At 43.5% G+C, this 21144-nt stretch carries 11 protein-coding genes; 4 read left to right on the top strand and 7 right to left on the bottom strand.

Annotated elements, in window-relative coordinates:
* Window positions 1–64 precede the first annotated feature (64 nt).
* The 4 genes from IM797_RS20585 to IM797_RS20570 all read right to left on the bottom strand — a co-directional run bounded on the left by IM797_RS20585 (window position 65) and on the right by IM797_RS20570 (window position 9382).
* On the bottom strand, window positions 65–2080 hold the full coding sequence (locus IM797_RS20585) for a RagB/SusD family nutrient uptake outer membrane protein (RefSeq protein WP_194129067.1): 2016 nt from the start codon (window positions 2078–2080) through the stop codon (window positions 65–67).
* 19 nt (window positions 2081–2099) lie between these two features.
* Window positions 2100–5393: a SusC/RagA family TonB-linked outer membrane protein gene (locus IM797_RS20580; protein WP_194129066.1), complete on the bottom strand. Its 3294-nt coding sequence runs from the start codon at window positions 5391–5393 to the stop codon at window positions 2100–2102.
* Window positions 5394–5513: 120 nt separating this feature from the next.
* The gene (locus IM797_RS20575; protein ID WP_194129065.1) at window positions 5514–8243 is read right to left on the bottom strand and encodes a glycoside hydrolase family 2 protein; all 2730 of its coding nucleotides are present in this window, start codon (window positions 8241–8243) and stop codon (window positions 5514–5516) included.
* The gene (locus IM797_RS20570) at window positions 8240–9382 is read right to left on the bottom strand and encodes a glycoside hydrolase family 130 protein (RefSeq protein ID WP_194129064.1); all 1143 of its coding nucleotides are present in this window, start codon (window positions 9380–9382) and stop codon (window positions 8240–8242) included. The genes IM797_RS20575 and IM797_RS20570 overlap by 4 nt, the downstream gene beginning before the upstream one ends.
* 240 nt (window positions 9383–9622) lie before the next feature.
* On the opposite strand from IM797_RS20570, the gene IM797_RS20565 reads away from it, so the two are divergent.
* The 3 genes from IM797_RS20565 to IM797_RS20555 all read left to right on the top strand — a co-directional run bounded on the left by IM797_RS20565 (window position 9623) and on the right by IM797_RS20555 (window position 15696).
* Window positions 9623–11194 carry a family 43 glycosylhydrolase gene (locus IM797_RS20565; RefSeq protein ID WP_194129063.1) on the top strand — a complete coding sequence of 524 codons (1572 nt, stop codon included), beginning with the start codon at window positions 9623–9625 and terminating at the stop codon, window positions 11192–11194.
* Between the two features lie 139 nt (window positions 11195–11333).
* A complete protein-coding gene (locus tag IM797_RS20560) occupies window positions 11334–12944 on the top strand; it encodes a glycoside hydrolase family 43 protein (RefSeq protein ID WP_194129062.1) in 1611 nt (536 codons plus the stop codon).
* A 22-nt stretch (window positions 12945–12966) separates the two neighbouring features.
* Window positions 12967–15696 (top strand): trehalase family glycosidase, encoded by a 2730-nt coding sequence (locus IM797_RS20555; protein WP_194129061.1) that lies wholly within the window; start codon window positions 12967–12969, stop codon window positions 15694–15696.
* Here the strand turns inward: IM797_RS20555 and IM797_RS20550 are convergent.
* Window positions 15686–16894, bottom strand: coding sequence for a Gfo/Idh/MocA family protein (locus IM797_RS20550; protein ID WP_194129060.1), 1209 nt, complete (start codon window positions 16892–16894; stop codon window positions 15686–15688). The two genes, IM797_RS20555 and IM797_RS20550, sit on opposite strands and share 11 nt — an antisense overlap.
* 325 nt (window positions 16895–17219) lie before the next feature.
* Between IM797_RS20550 and IM797_RS20545 the strand changes: the two genes are divergently transcribed.
* The gene (locus IM797_RS20545; RefSeq protein ID WP_194129059.1) at window positions 17220–19688 is read left to right on the top strand and encodes a glutaminase domain-containing protein; all 2469 of its coding nucleotides are present in this window, start codon (window positions 17220–17222) and stop codon (window positions 19686–19688) included.
* Window positions 19689–19773: 85 nt separating this feature from the next.
* Here the strand turns inward: IM797_RS20545 and IM797_RS20540 are convergent, their stop codons facing one another.
* Window positions 19774–20157 carry a glycoside hydrolase family 125 protein gene (locus IM797_RS20540; RefSeq protein WP_304622293.1) on the bottom strand — a complete coding sequence of 128 codons (384 nt, stop codon included), beginning with the start codon at window positions 20155–20157 and terminating at the stop codon, window positions 19774–19776.
* Window positions 20132–21133, bottom strand: a complete 1002-nt coding sequence (locus IM797_RS20535; RefSeq protein WP_194129058.1) for a DUF4973 domain-containing protein — start codon at window positions 21131–21133, stop codon at window positions 20132–20134. Before IM797_RS20535 ends, IM797_RS20540 begins: the two co-directional genes overlap by 26 nt.
* Between the last annotated feature and the right edge of the window lie 11 nt (window positions 21134–21144).

Below are 21144 nucleotides of genomic sequence, written 5' to 3'. Positions count from 1 at the left end.
ACACAAAAAAATGTGCCAATCCATCAGATGGATTGGCACATTTAATTCAGATCAGAAGAACAGCTTAGTTGATTTTACTTTCGTCTTCAACAGCATCTTCCCACTTATCCCATTTTGGAACGGTGGCATCATAACCATCATATCCAAAATTCTGGCCCAGCCTACCCCTGTTATTCGCGGTAATTGCGGCGTAAGGAATTGGCCAGTAGATGTTCTTTTTATCCATGGTATAATTTGGATTGCTGTTTCCGGTAGCATTGATCTGTATTGGACCTTTGTTATACAAGCTGTAATGGTTGATGCGTTGAAACCAATAGCTTCCACCTCCGCCCCCGGTTCCGCTTTGTTTATCAAAATTGTCCAGGCTGTAAGTATTCCCCCATTCATCAGGTTTGCCGCTACGCGCCAGGCATAATGATACCCGGGTCAGTTCCACATTTCTCCACTCTTCCCAGTACAATTCACGGCCACGCTCGTTCATAATGTCGCCAATGGTGACAGCTCCGGTGTACAACTGGGTACACTTGGCGCGCTGTCTCAATACATTCAGGTCATCCTTAATGGTGGCATCACCTGGGTTCATGTAGTATTTGGCTTCAGCCCGCAGCAGGTATGCCTCTGCCAAACGATAAAGGTACCAGTCTGCATTGCCCCCATTGGTAGCACCTCTAAGCCCATCAGAACCGGTGATGTTGGCCTCATTTACAGGGTCGTTCAAAAAGAATTTATAATGCGGCACATCAAACCAACGGCGAATGGTATCACTGCACAATAGTGCACCTGTTGTAGCATTGTAAAGGGTAAGCGGTTTTCCAAATTCAGAAGATGCTTTATTATTCACTTTATAATCCTGCATACGTACCCAGTTGCCCGTTTCAGAACTATGGCGCAAATCTGTAGCGTCCATTACATTGTTAACTTTCCACATCGGACCGGTGCTGAAAGCAGTGGGACGAAATGTAGCAATACCACGGCCAAATGCCCGCATATAATCGTAATTCGCATTATAGTCGGCCTGATTACGCTTGATATTGAGCAAAGCCTGCAAGCCATCCCTGGTTTGTACCCGGGTGTCAAAAACAAAAGGATACAAAATTCGCATGGTGAGCATCTGTATAAATGATTCCGCATCTGCACCACGATTGGGCATGCCCATAATGACTTCACGATTGGCAGCAATCAGTTTATTTTCAGGTCGGTGCAAATCCCAAATCACGTTACGGGTAATTTTCCAGGTTTGTGCTTCACCGCCAGGATTAAATGTACCGAAGTTGTCCTGCATTAAAGCATAACCGGATTGGTTGATTAAAATATCTGTTTGCTCTTTGGCCTTGGCATATTCGCCAATAGCCAGGTAACATTTAGCCAACAACATGCGACAAGCCCCCTTGTTGACCATGCCAACCAAGCTCATTCCTTTTTGATCAGGAACCCATTGTACAGCAAGCTCCATATCCTTGGTAATCATCTGCAGAATTGCGTCGCGTTTGGTACTGCGATAATTTTGTTTGGGAACCTGCAACAACTTGGTCACAAGCGGTATGTCCCCAAACTGAAAAGTTAAAGCCATATACCGGAAAGCACGGTGAAAATAAGCCCGTCCTTTATAAGCATTTTTAGCGGCTTCATCCAAATCGGCTACCTTATCGGCGTATCGAAGAATGGTATTCGCGTACATGATGCCTTTATAGGTTTCTTCCCAGAAATACCAGATGCTATTGGTCCTGTCGATATTCTGATAAGAAGTTTCACTGGTTGGTGTGAGCATATTGGCCACATCACAAAGCATGGAACGTTTGTCGGTAGCACTGGCCACCATCATATCAGAAAAGATGTACTCTGTTCCAAGGGTAAGCATTTCATTATGGTCAGTTGCCCAATATGCTTTGAGGTGACGATCGCAAATGGCCATGGCCGACATTAAACCCGCTGCCGTGCTAAAGGTTGCATTGGGCTCGTAGAACGATAGCGGATCGGGCTGCAAAAATGATTTTTTGCAACTATTTAGAGATAGCGTAGTCCCCATCGAAAGGGCGACAAGAATATATGTACAGCGAAGTTTTTGGCTTAACTTTTTCATTTTTAGTTAATTTAATAGGTTAGAAAACTAAATTTAGCCCAAGTGTAAAGACACGTGTGGACCAACCTTCTAAGTTTCTGCTTGCGTTTTCATCGTAAGTTTCCGGGTCTCCATATTTCCAGCCGTTCGACCATACGCCAACATTACGCACAGAACCGTAAACTTTGACACGTTCCAATTCCAATTTTGAAGTCCACTTTTGTGGAAGTGTATAGCCTACAGAGATGTTATCCAAACGAACAAATGAACGGTCGTACAATTTTTTTGCACCAGAAGCACCTGTAGGCCCCTTGGCTTCAATACGACCATAATCGTTGGTCGGGTTATCCAGGGTCCAGTATTCTTTTTTAGGCAGGTTGATCATGGCATATGCCATACGTCCTCCATCGTCGTCATTGTTGAGGTAGTTTCCTGATAAACTCTTGTGTCCGGTATAGGCATAGACATTAAAGGAAACACTGAGGTCTTTCCACAAGGTAAAGTCATTGCGTAAGGACCAACGGTATGGCGGTGCAGTTGTGCCAAGGAATTCCTTATCGTTGTCATTATAAACATGGGTTACAGAACCATCTGTATTGATCACATCGTCGGCCGTATAGTTATTGGCGACTTTCGGATCGCCCGGTACCTGCCCGTATTTTTTAGCTTCGTCTACTTCATTGGCCTGCCAGATTCCGGTAACCCGATAATCCCAAATGGTGCTGATGGGCTTTCCAATAAACCATCCATTGATGATGTCGTCCATTTCCTTTTTGCCAGTTACATTTCCCTGGGCATCCAGCACATTCTGATACTGATAATAAAGATGGACGATCTTATTTTTATTGTAAGAAAAACCAAATGTACTGGACCATTCCAAAAAGTTATTTTTGATGTTCAGTGTATTTAAAGCCAATTCAATTCCACTATTGTTCACTTGTCCTAAATTCGATGTGATATTGGTAAATCCGGTAAAACTTGGCAAACGCTGGTTCATGATCATGTCATGAGTTTTCATTTGGTAATATTCCAGACTTCCAGATATGCGGTTATTAAGGAAACCAAAATCAAGTCCGAAGTTCCAGGCCGCTGTTTTTTCCCATTGCAACTTTGGATTGGACAAGCGGTCGGCATATAAATAGCGATACAATTCCAATGCCCCGGCTGAATTGATATAACCTTGCATTTTACCGCCTCCAGGCGATAAATTGGCCAGTGCTATGTACGGATTCTCCAGAGAACGGTTACCATTTTCACCGTAGGATACACGCAATTTACCACTATTCATGACATTGCCCCATTTGAAGAATTTTTCATTGGTAAACGTCCAGGCCCCGGCAACAGACGGGAAGGTCGCGTAAGGATTGGAAACACCGAAAGCCGAGTAACCGTCCCTACGAACAGAGGTGGTTAGCATGTAACGGTCGTCATAGGAGTAAAACAAGCGTGCCAACAGGGCGTCGGCTGTTTGATGCGAGTCCTCACTTAAAAAAGTACTGTTTTCTCTACTGCCATTTTTGGTATTGTGAAAGCCCAAAGCATCGGAAGGTAAGATTTTCCGGGCTTCGATGCGATCTTTCCAGAATTGGTTTTCCTCAGCTTCCTGAACAAGTGTCAGGATGATGTGGTGTTTTTGTTTGAAGGTATGATCCCAGGCCAGGGTATTGTTTAGCGACCAGTCGAAACTTTTGGCCTGCTCACGGTTTACCCCACGTGTTGCTGGATCAGCGCCAGGCAAATCTGCCGACATGAAATAACGGTCATAGAAAAACTGGTAGCGTGGTGATGCATTGAATGAATAAGTAATGTTAAAAGGTAATTTGACTTTGGCATTCAAAATCGTGTTGAGTATGGTGTAGCCTTTTTCAAGCGCTAAATATTTTTTTTGAAAGTCATAATTATAACCCCTCTGGCTATATTCGGGACTCAAAGGATACTGCACAGGATTACCGGTACCATCAGCATAATCGGCATAGGGACTATTACGCAGGGTTTGATCACGGTCCATATCCACATTACCGTCCGATCGGTCCTGGAAATTCACGTTGGCTCCAAGTTCCAGCCACTTGCTTACCTGTGCATTGATTTTCATATTGCTGCGCATCGCCCGGTAATCATCACTACGTACTGCTCCTTCGTTCTTCAGATATCCCATTGATAAATAGTAATTGACTTTATCGCCAGCACCACTTACACTGCCATTATAATCCTGATTGATACCGGTTCTGAAAGTATGATCAGCCCAATCAACCGTTTTTCCGCTCAGGAAGTTTTGTAGGGCATTACCGGTAAATCCCAATCGTCTGGCCCAGATGCTCAGGTCAGATTCATTCGCCTGATTGGTGCTGTAGCCCCTCCAGTTGTTCAGGGAAACACTTCCCGGCAATTGATCGGGACGTATAAAGTAGCCCGGCTTACTGGCATAAGTACCCGTTTGATACGCTTCATAGGCTTTTGTTGCCGGGTTCACACCATAGGTGTTCTTTGTATACCAATCTTCGCGGTGCTGCACATATTCTTCCGGACTAAACCTTTCGCGGTAAGCGCTTTTCGTAGTCGCCCCTGTGTTCATGCTCATGTTGATCACTGGCTTACCCGGTTTACCTTTTTTGGTGGTGATGATGATCACGCCACTTGCGGCTTTAGCACCATAAATAGCTGCTGCGGAAGCATCCTTTAAGATGTCAATCTGCGCGATATCGTCGGGATTAACTTCAGAAAGTTCTCCATAAAAGATCATTCCGTCGAGGATGATCAGGGGGCTGTTGTGTCCACCGGCATCATAAACAGATCGCCGGCCACGTATTTCTATAGATCCTCCGCCCTTAGCTGAAGGGTCGTAGCCCACATTTAAACCTGGAGCTCCACGAAGGAGGTCCTGAACTGTTTTTGGATTATCATTAGCAATTTTGTCGGGAAGAATTTGAAAAACTGAACCGGTCAGGTCTTTTTTTCGCATGGTTCCATAACCAACCACCACAATGTCATCCAGGGTTTTGCTGTTTTCGACCAGGCTAACGTTTAACTCTTTTTTGTCGCCTACGGTTATGGTTTGTGGCTCGTACCCGGTATAAGACAGCACCAATACTGCATTTGAGGTAACCTGTAATTTGAAGGCACCATTGCCATCGGTGCTTGTTCCCGAAGTGCTATTCTGGATTTTGACACTAACCCCGATCAGGGATTCGCCAGTTTTTGCATCCCTAACGGTCCCGCTTATGGTTCTGTTTTGTGCCAGGGCGATCATGGGAGCCAGCAACACGAAGAACAGTAAGAGAAAGACTCGTTTCGGCCCTATGCTCTTGCTGTAAAAAGACAAGTAAAATCTGTTCATAAATATTTGGTTTTGGAGCATCCGATCTTTCGGTACCGATAAACTGCTCCTGGTTTTATAATTGGTTTTCTTCCTTACAAAAGAAAAGAATGAAAGTCATAGTATTTATTCAACATTTTGTCAATTTGTCTCAATTTGAAATTCCTTCATGAGTTCTGAAACATTGTAGGCATCCAAAAACAACTTGATTTTTTTTCCTTTTAAGGATTCATGTGGAATTTCTATGCGTACTTGCTTGACTTCGCCAGGCAGCAGGTTAAAAAAATTGTCGGTATAAAATGCCGGCATAATTCCATAGCCGTGCTCATCATTTAATTTTAATTGTGTAAAAAATGAAATCGACTGACCGATGTTTTTAATCCGGACATTCAGGATCAATTCATTTGATGACTTAACTTTTGTAACCTGGAAATCAAGTTTAGAAGGCGATAATTTGCCCATGTCCTGAAAACCTGATGTGGCCGGTCCGGTCATTGTCCAGGCTCCCTTGTAAGCATCTTTTGACCGCCAGTAAAACGATTCCGAAACTTGCTTGCCGGCATGATCCAAAAGTACAAGTTTAATAAAATGAATCTGTGTAATTTGTTCAGGGAAATCAATTTTCAACACGTCTTTTGCTGTTCCATCCGCTGGAATGTTTACGCTACTATTCAACGCCAATACTTCCTTGCTGTTGAAATCATATACTTTGACCAGCAATTGGTAGCCTTTAAAAGCCTGCCTATAGTCGTTAGCAATAGAAACTGTATTTTTTAGATAGTCGTATTGCGGATGTAAAGGTTGTAACCCATTCTGTGCATAATAAAGACCTGCTGTGGGCTCCAAAAACCAGTCGTAGAAACGACTCGCGGTTTGAGGCAGCGGACTGTTGTGATACCAAAACAATAAACCTGAGGAGAAACGATCACCGAAACTGAACTTATTGTAGTTCCAGACTTCCCAGAGCGCGCGGAAGTTCATGGCGCCAACAAATTGGGCTTTTTTAGCATAGTCCTCAATGGTTTCAGACTTTCCAAACTGTTCTACAGCTTCATGGTATTTTGTAGTCATTTGATGAAAACCTCCACCATCCAGATAGTCCCAGACCGGCTTGTTTATTGGCCATAAATCACGTTCAGGCATTAACTTTTTGAGCGAAGATAAGATGGGAAGGATTGGCGTACCGTATTCCGGATTAAATCCATCTACCCGACTTCCACGCTTTGATGCTGTATTTTCAAAATACTGCATTGGATTTTCATACTTGTACGGGCTTCCATCGTGAATGCCGCAGCATTCTGACTGCGATTGGTAGCCTTTGGTTGGATCTAAAGCATAAATTAATTTACCGGCTCCTGGTAGTTCCGCAGACTCGTTGGCAGAAACATAATAGGCCGATGAAGCGTGGTTTCTGATGCGCTTAATTGTGCTGGTTAAATTTTTAAAGTACAAGGCCGTATCTGTCGGGAAGCGCGTATCACCAGTAATCCAAAACTCAGACCAAACCATAATTCCCATTTCATCACACAACTGATAAAAATAATCCGACTCCGCAATCCCACCGCCCCACAATCGTAAAAAATTAATGCCGGCTTGCTTCGTATACCGGAGTTCTGCATAGGTACGTTGCTCGGTATTTCTCAACATGGCTTCGGGCACCCAATTTGAACCCCTTATAAATACAGGGTACCCGTTTACCAGGAACCGGCGACTTTGGTCGGGCGTCTGCTGGTCAGAGGTAATTTCCCGAATCCCGAACCGGGTTGTGAGTTCATGGCTTACAATTCCATCAACGGACACGGCCAATTTGAGTGTGTACAAATGCTGTTTGCCTTTGTTTAATGGCCACCAGAGCTTTGGATTTTTCAGGATTAATTCCGGATAATTTTCGGGCAGGAAAGTAACCGTTTTTCTTTCTCTGGGCTTCAGTACAATGGTTTGTCTGATCGTTTTACCCAGCCCTTCAATTTTTGCAGACACGATGGCCTGCTGCACTTTATCTGTCGCATTAAAAGTTTCTACTGATATGGTTTCCTTTGCACTTGTGGTATCGGGCAATGGCAACTTTGTTTGTACAAAAGCATGATCTAACAGGATGGCATTGGTGGCAAAAAGTTCAACATCGCGCCAGACTCCGGTGTTTCTATCGCGGATGCCATCTGGTGCTGTAAAGTCCCAGCCAACGCTCATCAGCATGCTCACATTTTTGCCCATTTCACCGTCGCCCCCATTTCCATTCTCTCCAAAGGCTCCTGGCCTTTCTTTCTTAAATTTATTGCTGGTTCCTGGAACATCAACAGGTTTAACCTTAAGCGCAACGGCGTTCTTTCCAGAAAACGACACGATGTCTGTAATGTCAAATTCCTGTGCATGAAACATTCCAGCCATAGTCCCGATATGTTTGCCATTTACCCAAATTTCTGAGCGGTAATTGATGCCATGAAACTTTAACCAGACTCTTTTACCTGCAAAACTTTTGGGAAGCTCAAAATCTGTTCTAAACCAGTAATGATAAAATTCAATCCCCGCATCTGCAATATCCGGAATCAGTTTACGCTCCTTTCTATTTTGATCTCCATAATAGGGTTCAGGATAAATTTTATTGGCAATTAAACTATTGAGTACCGTACCAGGTACTGTTGCAGGCAACCAACCTTTGGTCTGATAACCAGGCTTAGAAATTTCAGCATCATTTTCGGTAAGTGCCGAAACTTTTTGAATTTGCCATTTAGACGTACCCTTATAGGTTTGCTGCGATCTTAGAAATATAGAATTTACTGCAGAATGCTCAGTTAATGAAGCATTTTGTGCGTTGACAAGAACGGGCAGGATAATACACAGCAAAAATAATTTAAGGCTACTGATTTTCATAGGTTATCATTTTGATTATAAATTGCAACACCTACCCTACTGTCTGCGCCACCGTAGTACAGAACCCATTTTTTCTTAAAATAAACAAGGCCCTGGATAAAAACTGTACCGAAGGGATACTGCCCACTTTTTTCAAAAGGTTCGGTTGGGACGAAAAATGGCTTAGACAGGCGTGAAATAACTTTTGAGGGATTGTTCAAATCAAACAGCACCTGACCAGCTGCATAAGTATTTGCTGCATAATTGGTATCCCTATCGCTGTTCCCCTTATTTTTACCATTGTACAAAACCAAAATACCTTTATCGGTGACAATTGCTGGCGGACCACATTCCGTCATGTCGCTATCAAAATGATTTTTCCTGGGGGTTACAATCAATTCAAGTGCTCCAGTTTTGTTTAATGTCGGTTCCCAGTTGAGGAGATCATCGGAAGTGGCAATATTCATAAAACGTTCTCCCCAATACATCATGTATTTCCCATTGATTTTTGTAATCACCTGTTTTCCGTTTTCTATTTTAGTAACTACGGAGGCTGATTTACATTTCAAATCTTTAAATCTGCCGTCATAAGCCTGGTGAAATGCCGGGCCATGCTTGGTCCAGTTTTTCAAATCTCTGGATGTAGCTACTGCTATCCTGAATATTTTTCTGTTCCATTGCGTATAGAACATGACATACAATCCCTCTTTTGTAACCGCAATCCGGGGGTCTTCACAACCGCCGGGCCATTCGTGTTCTTTCTGACTGTCTTCATCAGGATACATGACCGGTTTTTGGCTCTTCTTCAGTTTAATGCCATCTGTGCTTTCCGCAATCCCCAACCGGGAAGTACGTTTACCTATTCCGTTGCCAGAGCGGTCTTCGCCACGATAGATCACATAGATTTTGTTGTTTTTTACAGCCGCTCCAGGGTTAAATACATCGCTTGCTTCCCAGGCAATCTTTTGTTTGCTCATTGGGTCGAAGAACATGCTTTTGGCATCGGGAGAGATCACAGGATTTACTCCGGCAGGTCTTACAAAAGGACCCAAAGCCCATTCCGGAAGTTGATCTTCGAATTTTGCAGCTTTATCCTGAGCTTTTGAACTCTTTAAAAACAAGAACATTAAAAGGGGTATAATCAAAGGTATCCTTTTCATACGGTTTAACTGAAATTTGGTTATCAAGCGCTAAGTAAATCAATAAAACTTACAAAATCTATTCAGTTTTTTGTCTCTGCGTCTCATTTTCAGCTGACATTTCCAGTCAAAACATGCATTTTTCATATCATCCAGCAGCGTATTACCTATTTTGAGATGAATCGACAAAAAATTGAACAAACTTCACCAGGATCATTCCCTAATTTCAATGGTAATTAACCAAATCTAAACCCTAGCTTAATGAAAACAAGATTATTTACCGGGCTTGCTGCTGTTACGTTTTGCCTAACGGCTGCTTGTCAAAAAGAACCATCCAGAGATGTGGACAAAGCAGACATGCGACTTCAAAAAAATGCGACTGCGATCATCAGTGCAGCCCCGCCATTGGGTACACTGATTGATGGCGCGACCTACCGCATCAGGGGTATATCATCAACATCACCCGGCGGACCTGTGGTGGAGGTAACAGGTAATTCCAGTGCAGAAAATGCGGCAATCCAACAATGGTCCTGGTTTCCCAACAATGGGCAAAAATGGAAGCTATTGCAAATTGACGCAGTTTATTACAAGCTGGTGAATGTAACCAGCAATAAGTGCCTGGAATCACCCTCTGCAACATCAGGCGATATTTTACGGCAGGCCACTGATAATGGCAGTGATTCCCAAAGCTGGTCCATTGCCTACTCTGGCAGCAACAATGTGTTCTCTTTAACCAACAAAGCCACAGGTATGAAAATGGTGGTCGATCCTGGAGATGATACCCCAGGGAGAAAAATTAAACAAAAGAGTACTGTTTCAGGAACACAGGATATGTTCAATTTTCACAATGTCAATTATCAAAATCCACTGATTGATGCCAGCAGACCGGATCCTTATGTTGCGCAAAAAGATGGATATTATTATTTTATGTATACCAGGGGAAATAAAATCGGCCTCAGAAAAACGACTTCCATGTCCTTACTATCAACGGCAACAGAAACAGTAGTATGGACCCCGCCTTCAGGAACAGCTTATTCATCTAACATATGGGCCCCTGAATTGCATTTCCTTTCAGGAAAATGGTATTTATATTTTGCAGCGAATGACGGAACGGGTGATTCACATCGCATGTATGTCCTGGAAAATCCCAATGCTGATCCGATGACTGGTACCTGGACTTTCAAGGGCAAAATAGCTGATGCAAGCGATCAGTGGGCTATTGATGGTACCGTACTCACTATAGGATCGGCTAACTATTTCGTTTGGTCAGGCTGGGAAAGTACGGCCAGCAGGTATAAACAATATCTTTATCTGGCATCCATGTCTAATCCCTGGACGATTGATGGTCCACGTGTCAAGATATCATCACCAACCAATACCTGGGAGAAACATGAACCCAGTTCTATAGGTGCAGGTGTCAACGAAGGACCGATTATGTTACAAAAGGATGCCGGCAGTCCTGTTTTCATCATTTACTCTGCCAGCAGATACAGCAGCGACGATTATTGCCTGGCGCAGATTCAGTTGACCAGTGGAGGAAACCCGACCGTAGCCACCGATTGGATCAATAAGAAGCAAGTTTTTGTACGAAATGACGCCAACTCCGTATACGGACCAGGGCACAATGGTTTTTTCACCAGCAGCTACACGGATCCAAATGGTGTGGAACGAAAAGAAAACTGGTTCGTGTATCATGCAAGAAGTCTGCCGAATGCAAGCGGAACTCCCAGAACCCCGAGGATGCAAAAGTTAACCTGGAATACAGATGGCTCACCAAATTTTGGTATAGCCGCTGCCAGCGGCATTGACATTCCGATTCCTGTTGGAGAATAATCTCTAATCTAAAGGCAAACGTTAACGTTTGCCTTTTTTTATACCCATTATAATCCTGGGCTTTAAGCAAACGAATTGAGACAAAACGACAAAAGAACGATCAAAATATCCAAAATTGATTGGTTTTCTTTGGCGGGGTATGAACACTAGACTATTATATATTTTACTCTTTTTGACGCTCTCCTCCTGCAGTGTAAAAAAAAAGGAAACCACAACAAATACTGCTGCCGACCTCCCAATTGTGAACCCGGCTTTGCCCGGGGATAACCCTGATCCTTCGATCATCCGGGTTGGGAACGTATATTATGCCACTTCCACGACAAATGAATGGGCTCCCTATTTCACCATTTATAAATCTACCAATCTAAAAGATTGGAAATTGGTCAATCATGTATTTCCGGAAGGATTTAAAGACATGAAAGACCAGTGGGGAGAAAATAATTTCTGGGCCTCTGAACTGGCTTATGATGCCAAACAAAATCGCATTTACGCGTATTATACTGCACACCATCGTGAAATTAAAGGTAATCCAGGTCTGCAATGTGGCATCGCCTGGATCGATGCGGATCAAATTGAATCGGGAAAATTTACCGACAATGGGCCGGTAATTATAGCAGACGATTGTGGGGCTATAGACGCTTTTGAATTACAGGACGATGGAAAAATCTACGCGTTCTGGAAAAACGATGGCAATGGTTGCGGAAAAGAAAGCTGGATATGGATGCAGGAGATCAATGCAAGTCGCACCAAGCTTTTAGGACAAAAAAAACAGGTCTATACCAATAGTCAACCCTGGGAAACTGCTTTGGTAGAGGGCGCCTGTTTTTTTAGAATGGGGGATTACATCTATAGTCTTTATGCAGTTGGTGGTTGCTGCGATGCCCGCTGCAATTATAAGACAGGAATTGCAAGGACTAAAGACCTGGCAAGCGGAACATGGGAGAAATATGATAAAAATCCGATCATGGTGAGTAATGACCGTTGGAATTGTCCAGGTCACGGAACCGTTGTCCGATCTGCGGATGACAGACTATTTATGCTTTACCATGCTTTCAATAAAAATTATGATGTGTTTGTTGGACGCGAAGGCATTATTGAAGAGTTAAAACCAGGAGCCGATGGCTGGCCAGTACTTCACAATGTGGCAGTGGCCAATCGGCCAAAGTCGGAACTCGACTTTTTTGATGATTTTCAAAAAGACAAAAAACTTAACCTTGCCTGGCAATGGCCATCAAAACTACAAAGGCCGGTGATGACCTTTGAAAGTGGGCTGAGGTTGTCTGCTTCCAATGACAACCATGATCTTGGCACTTTCCTGGGGCAATACATTAAAACAGTAGATTTTGACATCATTGCCGAAGTTAACATTGGTTCTGCGTCAACAGGAATTTGTCTTGGAGGTGCTATTTTTAAAAGCAAGTGGCCAGGAGAACTCGGTGCAATTGGTATCTCGGCTTCCGAAAGCGGATATGCTATTTTTAGTAATCTGGAAGGCAAATACACAGTCATGAAGCAATCAGAAGCGTCACTATCGGGAGTTAAACAATTAAAAATGAAAGTCGATCAAGGTGGAAGGTACCTCAGCTTTTACTATAAAAATGAGGCATCGGACTGGGTAAAATTTCACGGCATGGAATTTAATGCGGACAAATATGCACCCTGGGGCATGGGTTACCGGGCTGGCATTGTGGCTAAAGGTGAAGCGTCATCTAATGGGGTCTTTAAAAGTTTTGAGTTAAAAAACAACTAAAAAACAGCAGACACCGGAAACTATGAAGACTAAACTCCTGTTCCTTTCAGCGATCTTCTTTTGGCATGCTGTTTCTGCTCAAAACACTGAAATCAGTGCTATCCGGTTGAAAGCCATCAGCCAGTCTCATGATGTTCAGACAGGAGACTGGGGACCTTATTCCAAGCAATATGCGGGAATTTCTCACATTCCGGACCTGTCTGCAGGCTTGCGTTTCGATTTCTCAGTCATGCCAGGGTATTATCGCAATAAAGTACTGATTCCAAATGTAGGGTTTGAATCCGGATACTTTCCCTGGGATGCAGATCTGAAGACCAGGCAATACAGTTACCGGTATGAACTGGAATGGAAAGATCAGGTATATGTAGACGTCAATTACCGGGTTCTGGACCAGAACAGTGTAATGGCGACCATCAAATGTGTGAACCGTACTTCCATTCCTCAAAACCTGACGATCAATCTGATGGGTTGGATTGCTTATCCTGAAATATGGCCGTTGAAGCAATTGCGTAAACCAGAGGGAAGCACCTGGATCAATGCTGTGGATTACCAATCACTTGACTTTGCCATCTCCAATCCGAAAGACAACCTGGTAACTGACGGACTAATGAAAGGAGAAGTTAGGAGTGCCGATTTTCTGGACGGCTCGGCCTTAAACAATAGGTTTGGCCGTTCCAAAGGAGACGTGGCGACCTATGCCGTACCGACATCCATCAAAAAAGGATACCTCAGCATCGTATACCGCACGGGAGAAAATACAGTCAATAAATTTCGCTTATCGGGTCTGATCAATCAGGAGATCACCTTGCAGGGGAACGGTAAATTAACCCATATTGAACTCCCATTTGATTCCACAGGAGCCACAAGCCTCAGGCTGATTTCATCAGGCGGTAACAACATAGAAATCAATGGTCTGCTCTGGAGTACACAAGCAAATTCAAAGCTGAACATCGTGGATCATGACAAGCAGATGCAACCGGAAATTGTTGGACGTCCTCAAAAACGCCAGTTGTTATTGCGTTATAGAGATGCTCCCGGATACTATGGCCTGGCCTGGGATGAGGCGCTGTTCAAAATCAGGGAAGTCAGAAATGACGAGCTGGATGTTTACTTCAGGAAAATGGTACACAACCACGTCGACAGTATACTTCAGGGAAACGGCAAGGGTCATTTCGAAAATGTTTTCATCAGACCAGTGCAATTGGCTCCTGGGACTGAACAGGTGCTCCACTGCCTGATCACACATGGTAAAAATGCGGCGGAGGCGAATGCCGCCTTGCAAAATTTTGAGGAACTGAAAAAAAACAAGTTGAAGACACCAGTTGCTGCTGTCCTGTTACCTTCTGGAGCAGACCATCAATTCAGTCAGCGTTTGCTTAATGCCGCCTTACTGGAAAATGTGGTTTACCCCATATATACCCAGCGCAACTACATCAGACATTATACCCCCGGTAAATGGTGGAACAGCCTTTATACCTGGGATTCCGGTTTTCTGGCTTTAGGTCTTAATGAAACGGACTTGGATCGCGCTGTTGACTGCATCAATGCCTATACGACAGCCCCCGGAAGCCAGTCTGCTTTCATCCACCATGGCTCCCCTGTGCCAGTGCAGGTTTATGCCTTTCTTGACCTTTGGAATAAAACCCGGTCAAAAGCCTTGCTCGATCATTTTTACCCCCGTTTAAAACAATATTATCATTTCCTTTCCGGCCAGCTTGGTAGTTCCTCTACGCGGGTTTTACCATCCAACCTGCTTAAGACCTGGGATTATTTTTACAATTCAGGAGGTTGGGACGATTATCCGGCGCAACTTGCTGTTCACCAGCAACGACTGGAGTCGTCGGTTACACCCGTAATTACTACTGCCCAGTGCATTCGATTTGCTAAAATCTTGCGTATGGCCGCAGCGTATTCCAACAAGCCAGCAGATGTGAAGGCTTATGATAAAGACATCCGCTTATTTACAGCAGCACTTCAGAAGTACTCCTGGAATTCCAATAGCGGATATTTTAGTTATGTATGTCACGACGCTTCAGGCAGGCCTACCGGGCCTTTTAAAAATGAAGCGGGTATAGATTACAATATGGGCCTGGATGGCGCCTATCCACTGCTCTCTGGCATCTGCAACCAGGAGCAGCAACAATTGCTGATCACAAAAATCTTCTCCAGGGAGCATCTCTGGACACCAAGCGGATTGGGCGTTGTGGATCAGTCTGCTCCGTATTACCGCAAAGACGGGTATTGGAATGGTGCTGTATGGATGCCACATCAATGGTTTATGTGGAAGACCATGCTTGATTTGGCTAAGCCTGAGCTGGCGATGCAGATTGCACAAAAAGCACTGGATGTATTTGAAAAGGAAACGCGCAATTCCTATTACACCTTTGAGCACTTTCTTGCTGAAAGCGGTCGTGGTGCTGGCTGGCATCAGTTTTCGGGTTTATCCACACCTGTGCTCAGCTGGTTTAACGCCTGCTATAAACGCGGAACACTAACCACAGGATTCGAGATCTGGCAGCTCAGTGGTGATTTCAATGCGGATCAGTCTGCATACCATGGAGAATTGAGTTTCGATCAGGCGACGAAAGAACATTCCCGAAGCCTGATGGTATGCCTCAATCCTGCAAATCGGTATGAAGCCTTTTTTGAAGGCCAGGTACTGGACGTGTCACAAACGTATCCGGGACTGCTCTGTATCACCCTTCCGGCCACCAATCGCAAAGGGAAATTAACGATCAGGACTAGGCGTTAGGCAGATTGTATTCTGCTTTCCAAAACGTTGGTTTTTTATCGTACAATGCTGTATTTGCGAGATCCACGCAAATGGCGGTACGTGCGCCTGTAGTTACATTACTATCGGGCATACGCTTGGTTTGAATACATTCGTAAAACTCGTTAAAAGCATACCAGGTACCATCTTTTGTCGGTTCGGGCAGGATCGGCGTGCCACCTTCCTTATTCCAGACAATTCGGGTAGCACCTGTCACGCCATCCACCAATTCTTTATTGTTCAACAATTTCTTTTCCGGGTAAAAGATACCCTCATTTGTCAGCAAAGAAATTGTACCTAAGGTACCTTTAATTTTGAACAGGTAACCATCCCTTGAATTTCCGCAGGTGGCTCCAAAGTTACCGATCATACTGTGTTTACCGGTATAACGGAACATCACCTGCGCATTGTCAAATGTTTCCCTTCCATCTTTAAAAATGTCAATTCCACCGGTTGCAAAAACCTCATCCGGGTGGGTATCAAATGCCCAGTTGATGAAATCTATCTGATGAGACATCAATTCGGCGATCAGGCCGCCAGAATATTCCTTATACATCCGCCAATTGATCTGGCGCTCCAGTGATGGATCAGGTACAGCACGCCTCCAGTCGGCATTCCTATCCCATCGACATTCAATCTGGCTAATGTCTCCTAAATAATTTTTAGCAATCATTTCCTTTACGCGGTAATATAAAGGTGAATACCGGTATTGATGTCCTACCTGTAAAATTTGTCCGGGGCGGCTTTTTGCCAGTTTCACCAAATCCAGCGCCTGGGTTAAATTGTAGGTCATGGTTTTCTCCAGGTAGAGGTGACGGTCGGCTTTCAATACGGCAACAGCGATCTCATAGTGCAGGTATAAAGGTACTGCGACCACGACAGCGTCTACAGCCTTATCGTCCAGCAACTTTCTGTAGTCTTTATATACATTTGGTGTATTTGTTTTGCAGAGCTTCCGGGCATCAGTTAAACGAAAATCCAGAACATCGCACAGGGCAGTAATCCGGAATTTATCCGGCGATTGATTGATTACCTCTATGATACCCTTACCCCGATCGCCGCAGCCAATGATGGCAATTTTCAGCACCCCTGCCCCGCTACCTGCTAAAACATCCATATTACCGATTAATAAACCTCCTGCAATGAGTGCAGTGTTCTTTACAAAAGTTCTTCTTTCCATCCCAATTAATTTATAAAGTCTTCCATCACCCCAGCCGCATGCCGCTTCAACTCATTATCAAATGTAGCTTTTTCAACAATGTTAAAAATTATAATTTATTTTTTCCAGGCGGCTTAAAAAGTAAAATTATCAATACATATCCATTTCCCGGTTGCTTTACTTCAAATTGGCCATTTTACGCGATGATTACTGCTATAAATGGAAAAAAATTGAGACGCATAAGCAAAAAGTTGATACAAAAACGTAGCCTTAGCGAGGCTCAATCGTTTAATTTTACCTCTCAATTAACCAAATAAAACCTACAAGTCAACTTTACACACAAAAGATGAACAATTCCAACAAATTAAGATTTCTGACATTGCTTACCTCCATTTTATTTACGATGGGAGGAACTCATGCTCAGGAAAGAAAAGCGCCCTCGTATCCGCTGATCACACACAATCCCAATTTCAGTATCTGGTCCAGTGCCGACCAGCTCTATGCTGCTTCAACTACCCACTGGACAGGCGCAGATCATTCGCTTCTGGGCCTGATCAGTGTTGATGGCAATATCTATCGGTTTATGGGCAAGGAGGAGGTAAATTACCAGACCGTCCTGTCCACCTCTGATGAAAAACCTTACACTGTTGATTATACAGAGACGGAACCTAAAGGCGACTGGCTTGCTGACTCTTACAATGCCGGCGAATGGAAATCAGGCGCTGCCCCGATAGGAGACGACCCGAAACAGGTAAAAACGCTTTGGAAATCTAAAGACATCTGGCTGAGGAGGACTTTTCAGATCGCCAATCCGGCAAATATCAACGATCTCTTTTTAAAACTGAACCATGATGACAACATTGAAGTTTATCTGAATGGTAAAAAAGTATACGAAAAAGTAGGTTGGACGCATATTTTCCAGTATTTCCAGCTCAATAAAAAAGATCTAAAAACGGGCCCTAATGTGATCGCTATCCATCTTGCCAATTCAATGGGTGGCAGCTACCTCGACTTTGGTCTGGTCGACAAGTTAAAAGACAATTCAGCGAAAATTCAACTGGCAAAACAGAAAAATGTTGCAGTCACCGCTACGCAGACCATTTATGATTTCAGCTGTGGTAAAATAGATATGAAACTAACTTTTACATCGCCACTGCTGATGAACGACCTGGGTCTGCTGGCACGTCCGGTTTCTTATATTACTTACAAGATCCAATCTAACGACAATAAGAGCCATGCAGTAAAAGTATTCTTAAGTGCCTCTTCTAACATTTCCGTATACAGACCAGCTCAGGAAGTAAAAGCGACTAAATATAACACACCTCAGCTGGCTGTAATGAAAGTTGGCACAGTTGAGCAGGCCATATTACAAAAAGCCGGTGATGACATGCGCATTGATTGGGGTCACCTATATGTTGCAGCACCGAAATCAAGCAATACCGTACAGTTCATCACCAGTGGCCGTGCTGCCGCGGATGCTTTTAGAACAGGATCTTCAGTTTCTACTGCAAGTCTGGGAAAATCACTGGCATTGAATACAATCAGCAACTTTAGTAATGTAGGTATAAGACCCGTAGAACAGTTTATTGAATTGGGTTACGATGAAATTTATGCCATCCAGTACTTCCAGAAAAACCTGAGGCCCTGGTGGAATACGTCGGGTAAGGAGACCATGGAAAATCAGCTGGGCAAGGCAGCAGCCGAATATAAAACGGTTATGCAGCAATGCAAAACATTTGATGAATCCGTTTATGCAGATGCGTTGAAAGCCGGTGGTGAAGCCTATGCACATTTGTGTGCGCTGGCTTACCGTCAAAGTATTGCCGCACATACATTGGTAAAAAGTCCGGAAGGTGAAATCCTGTGGCTGTCTAAAGAAAACAACAGCGGGGGCTTCATCAATACAGTCGATGTCACTTATCCTTCGGCACCCTTATACCTCATTTACAATCCTTCATTGTTGCAAGGCATGTTAAACGGTATTTTTTATTTCAGCGAAAGCGGAAAATATCCGCATCCATGGGCGGCTCATGACCTGGGTACTTATCCCCTGGCGAATGGACAGACTTATGGTGAGCCGATGCCGGTTGAAGAATCTGGCAACATGATTATCCTTACTGCTGCTATCGCAAGTGCACAAGGCAATGCTGAGTATGCTAAAAAACATTGGAAAACATTGACCATATGGGCAGATTACCTGAGCAAGGAAGGCCTGGATCCAAAAACACAATTGTGTACCGACGATTTTGCTGGACACCTGGCAAGGAATGCGAATTTATCTGTAAAGGCAATTGTGGGAATCGCATGTTATGCACAAATGGCAGAAACGCTCGGCTATACTGAAACTGCAAAAAAATATCGGGCCATAGCCGAAAGTATGGTTCCCAAATGGATGGAGATGGCTGATGCCGGTGACCACTATGCCCTTACTTTTGACGATAAAAATACCTGGAGCCAGAAATACAACCTGGTTTGGGATAAGGTTCTTAATTTAAAGCTATTCCCTCAAAAGGTGTATGACCTGGAAACCAAGTATTACCTGGGCAAACAGAATAAATTCGGAATTCCACTGGACAGCAGAAAGGCCTATACCAAAAACGACTGGATTTTGTGGACTGCAACCTTTGCACCTACACAAAAGGAATTTGAAGCGCTGGTAGCCCCAGTTTACAAACATGCGATAGAAACAGAATCCCGTGTACCGCTGAATGACTTTTATGATTCAAATACAGGTATTCGTGACAATTTTAAAGCAAGAAGTGTAGTGGGCGGCTTTTACATGAAGCTTTTTGCAGACCAGCAAAAAGGAAAATAAAATCAGATTCCCGGAAAGCAAAGCAGGCACTTTGTGAAGTAAGTATATACTTTACAAGGTGCCTGTTTTATCATGAGTAATTGGATTAAAGAGATAAAAGCTCTGGCATCTCCTGGTAGGTCTTCCAAAGCAATTCACCGAAAAGTGTATTAGACCAGGCAAACCATGCCCGGGTAAATTTAGCCGGGTCATCTTTATGAAAAGATTCGTGCATGAAACCTTTACCAGCATGTGTATTCTGCAATAAGCGGATGCAATTCTTTATTTCATTTCGGTCAGTGGCGGTCAGTGCCCGCATGGTAATGCTCATTGGCCAGATCATATCCTGACCAACATGTGGACCGCCTATGCCTTCGGCAGCAGTTCCTTTATAGAAATAAGGGTGCATACCAGCACGGAGGGTGCTGGTATGCTTAATAAATGTTCTTCTTCTCATGTTGATGCTACCATTGAATTTGCTGATCTTCATTAGGGATCAGGGTATTCAGGTCGCGTTGCATGGATAAAGTACCTTCTACTTTATATTTCAGCCTTTGTCCGGGGATTGTCGTATAATCCTCAAACTCGTACGACAAAAACAAAGTGATATAGATATGTTTCATGTAGGGAAGTTTCGCATCCATTTCCTCGTCCATTGTATAATATGATTGCGATGCGCCCAATTTAAATTTGTTATTTACTGCGTTATCACTCCAGACTTCCAATTTTTTCTTTTGAACGTCTATTTTCTCATCAGTAAACCTCATCAATACCTTGTAGCTCTTTCGGTCCAGATAATCAATATCCCGGGTCCCGGCGTATAGAAATATCGTTTTGTCATCAGCTACATAGGTGCGATGTTTGTTCAGGGTTAACGGCTCGGTATCCCCATCAAGAAATATCTTGTATAAGGTACCGCCGTACTCCCCAGAGTAATTGTTAAATGGCATAACACGCAACATTGCTCTACGAAAGCTTTTGTTTGGATTTGCTTTGTAGTCATAGGATGGATCATCTAAAATCTGCAAGGGTAATACCCACTTATCAGACTGGTCCAGATCGCCCATGGTAAAATTAATGGGTAATGAGATTGTACTGATGCCCTCAGGAACCGTAATTGTTGTTGGAAGCTTATAATACTTTGGATCTAATTGTCTAAAATACAATTCCTGGCGGTGACCATATTGCTCTTGATTTAATCTCGCAAGTGTGTCAGGATCCAAACCGATATGTATAGTCCGGGATTTATTATTTGGAGTAGACCCACTCATTATAATTGGAAGATTGTACCGCACTTCGCCGTTAGCATTGTAACGTAAGTAACTCCAGGTTACTCCTTGACCACCTGGTATAGCTTTAAATGATGCCATCTGGATAAATTGCTCATCTTCCCACTCATTTTTACATGAAACAAAGCAGATTGCTGTTGTTAACATCAAAAATAATATATATAAAATCTTTTTCATTGTCGCTAATT

Origin of the sequence: Pedobacter sp. MC2016-24 (genome assembly GCF_015223055.1) — a bacterium.
Lineage (GTDB): Bacteria > Bacteroidota > Bacteroidia > Sphingobacteriales > Sphingobacteriaceae > Pedobacter.
The sequence above is the reverse complement of the archived record's forward strand: the minus strand, read 5'-3'. Positions and strand labels throughout refer to the sequence as shown.

Excerpts from the sequence above, each read along its gene's own strand:
- IM797_RS20585 (WP_194129067.1), bottom strand. The coding sequence starts at position 2,080 with ATGAAAAAGTTAAGCCAAAAACTTCGCTGTACATATATTCTTGTCGCC.
- IM797_RS20580 (WP_194129066.1), bottom strand. The coding sequence starts at position 5,393 with ATGAACAGATTTTACTTGTCTTTTTACAGCAAGAGCATAGGGCCGAAA.
- IM797_RS20575 (WP_194129065.1), bottom strand. The coding sequence starts at position 8,243 with ATGAAAATCAGTAGCCTTAAATTATTTTTGCTGTGTATTATCCTGCCC.
- IM797_RS20570 (WP_194129064.1), bottom strand. The coding sequence starts at position 9,382 with ATGAAAAGGATACCTTTGATTATACCCCTTTTAATGTTCTTGTTTTTA.
- IM797_RS20565 (WP_194129063.1), top strand. The coding sequence starts at position 9,623 with ATGAAAACAAGATTATTTACCGGGCTTGCTGCTGTTACGTTTTGCCTA.
- IM797_RS20560 (WP_194129062.1), top strand. The coding sequence starts at position 11,334 with ATGAACACTAGACTATTATATATTTTACTCTTTTTGACGCTCTCCTCC.
- IM797_RS20555 (WP_194129061.1), top strand. The coding sequence starts at position 12,967 with ATGAAGACTAAACTCCTGTTCCTTTCAGCGATCTTCTTTTGGCATGCT.
- IM797_RS20550 (WP_194129060.1), bottom strand. The coding sequence starts at position 16,894 with ATGGAAAGAAGAACTTTTGTAAAGAACACTGCACTCATTGCAGGAGGT.
- IM797_RS20545 (WP_194129059.1), top strand. The coding sequence starts at position 17,220 with ATGAACAATTCCAACAAATTAAGATTTCTGACATTGCTTACCTCCATT.
- IM797_RS20540 (WP_304622293.1), bottom strand. The coding sequence starts at position 20,157 with ATGAAGATCAGCAAATTCAATGGTAGCATCAACATGAGAAGAAGAACA.
- IM797_RS20535 (WP_194129058.1), bottom strand. The coding sequence starts at position 21,133 with ATGAAAAAGATTTTATATATATTATTTTTGATGTTAACAACAGCAATC.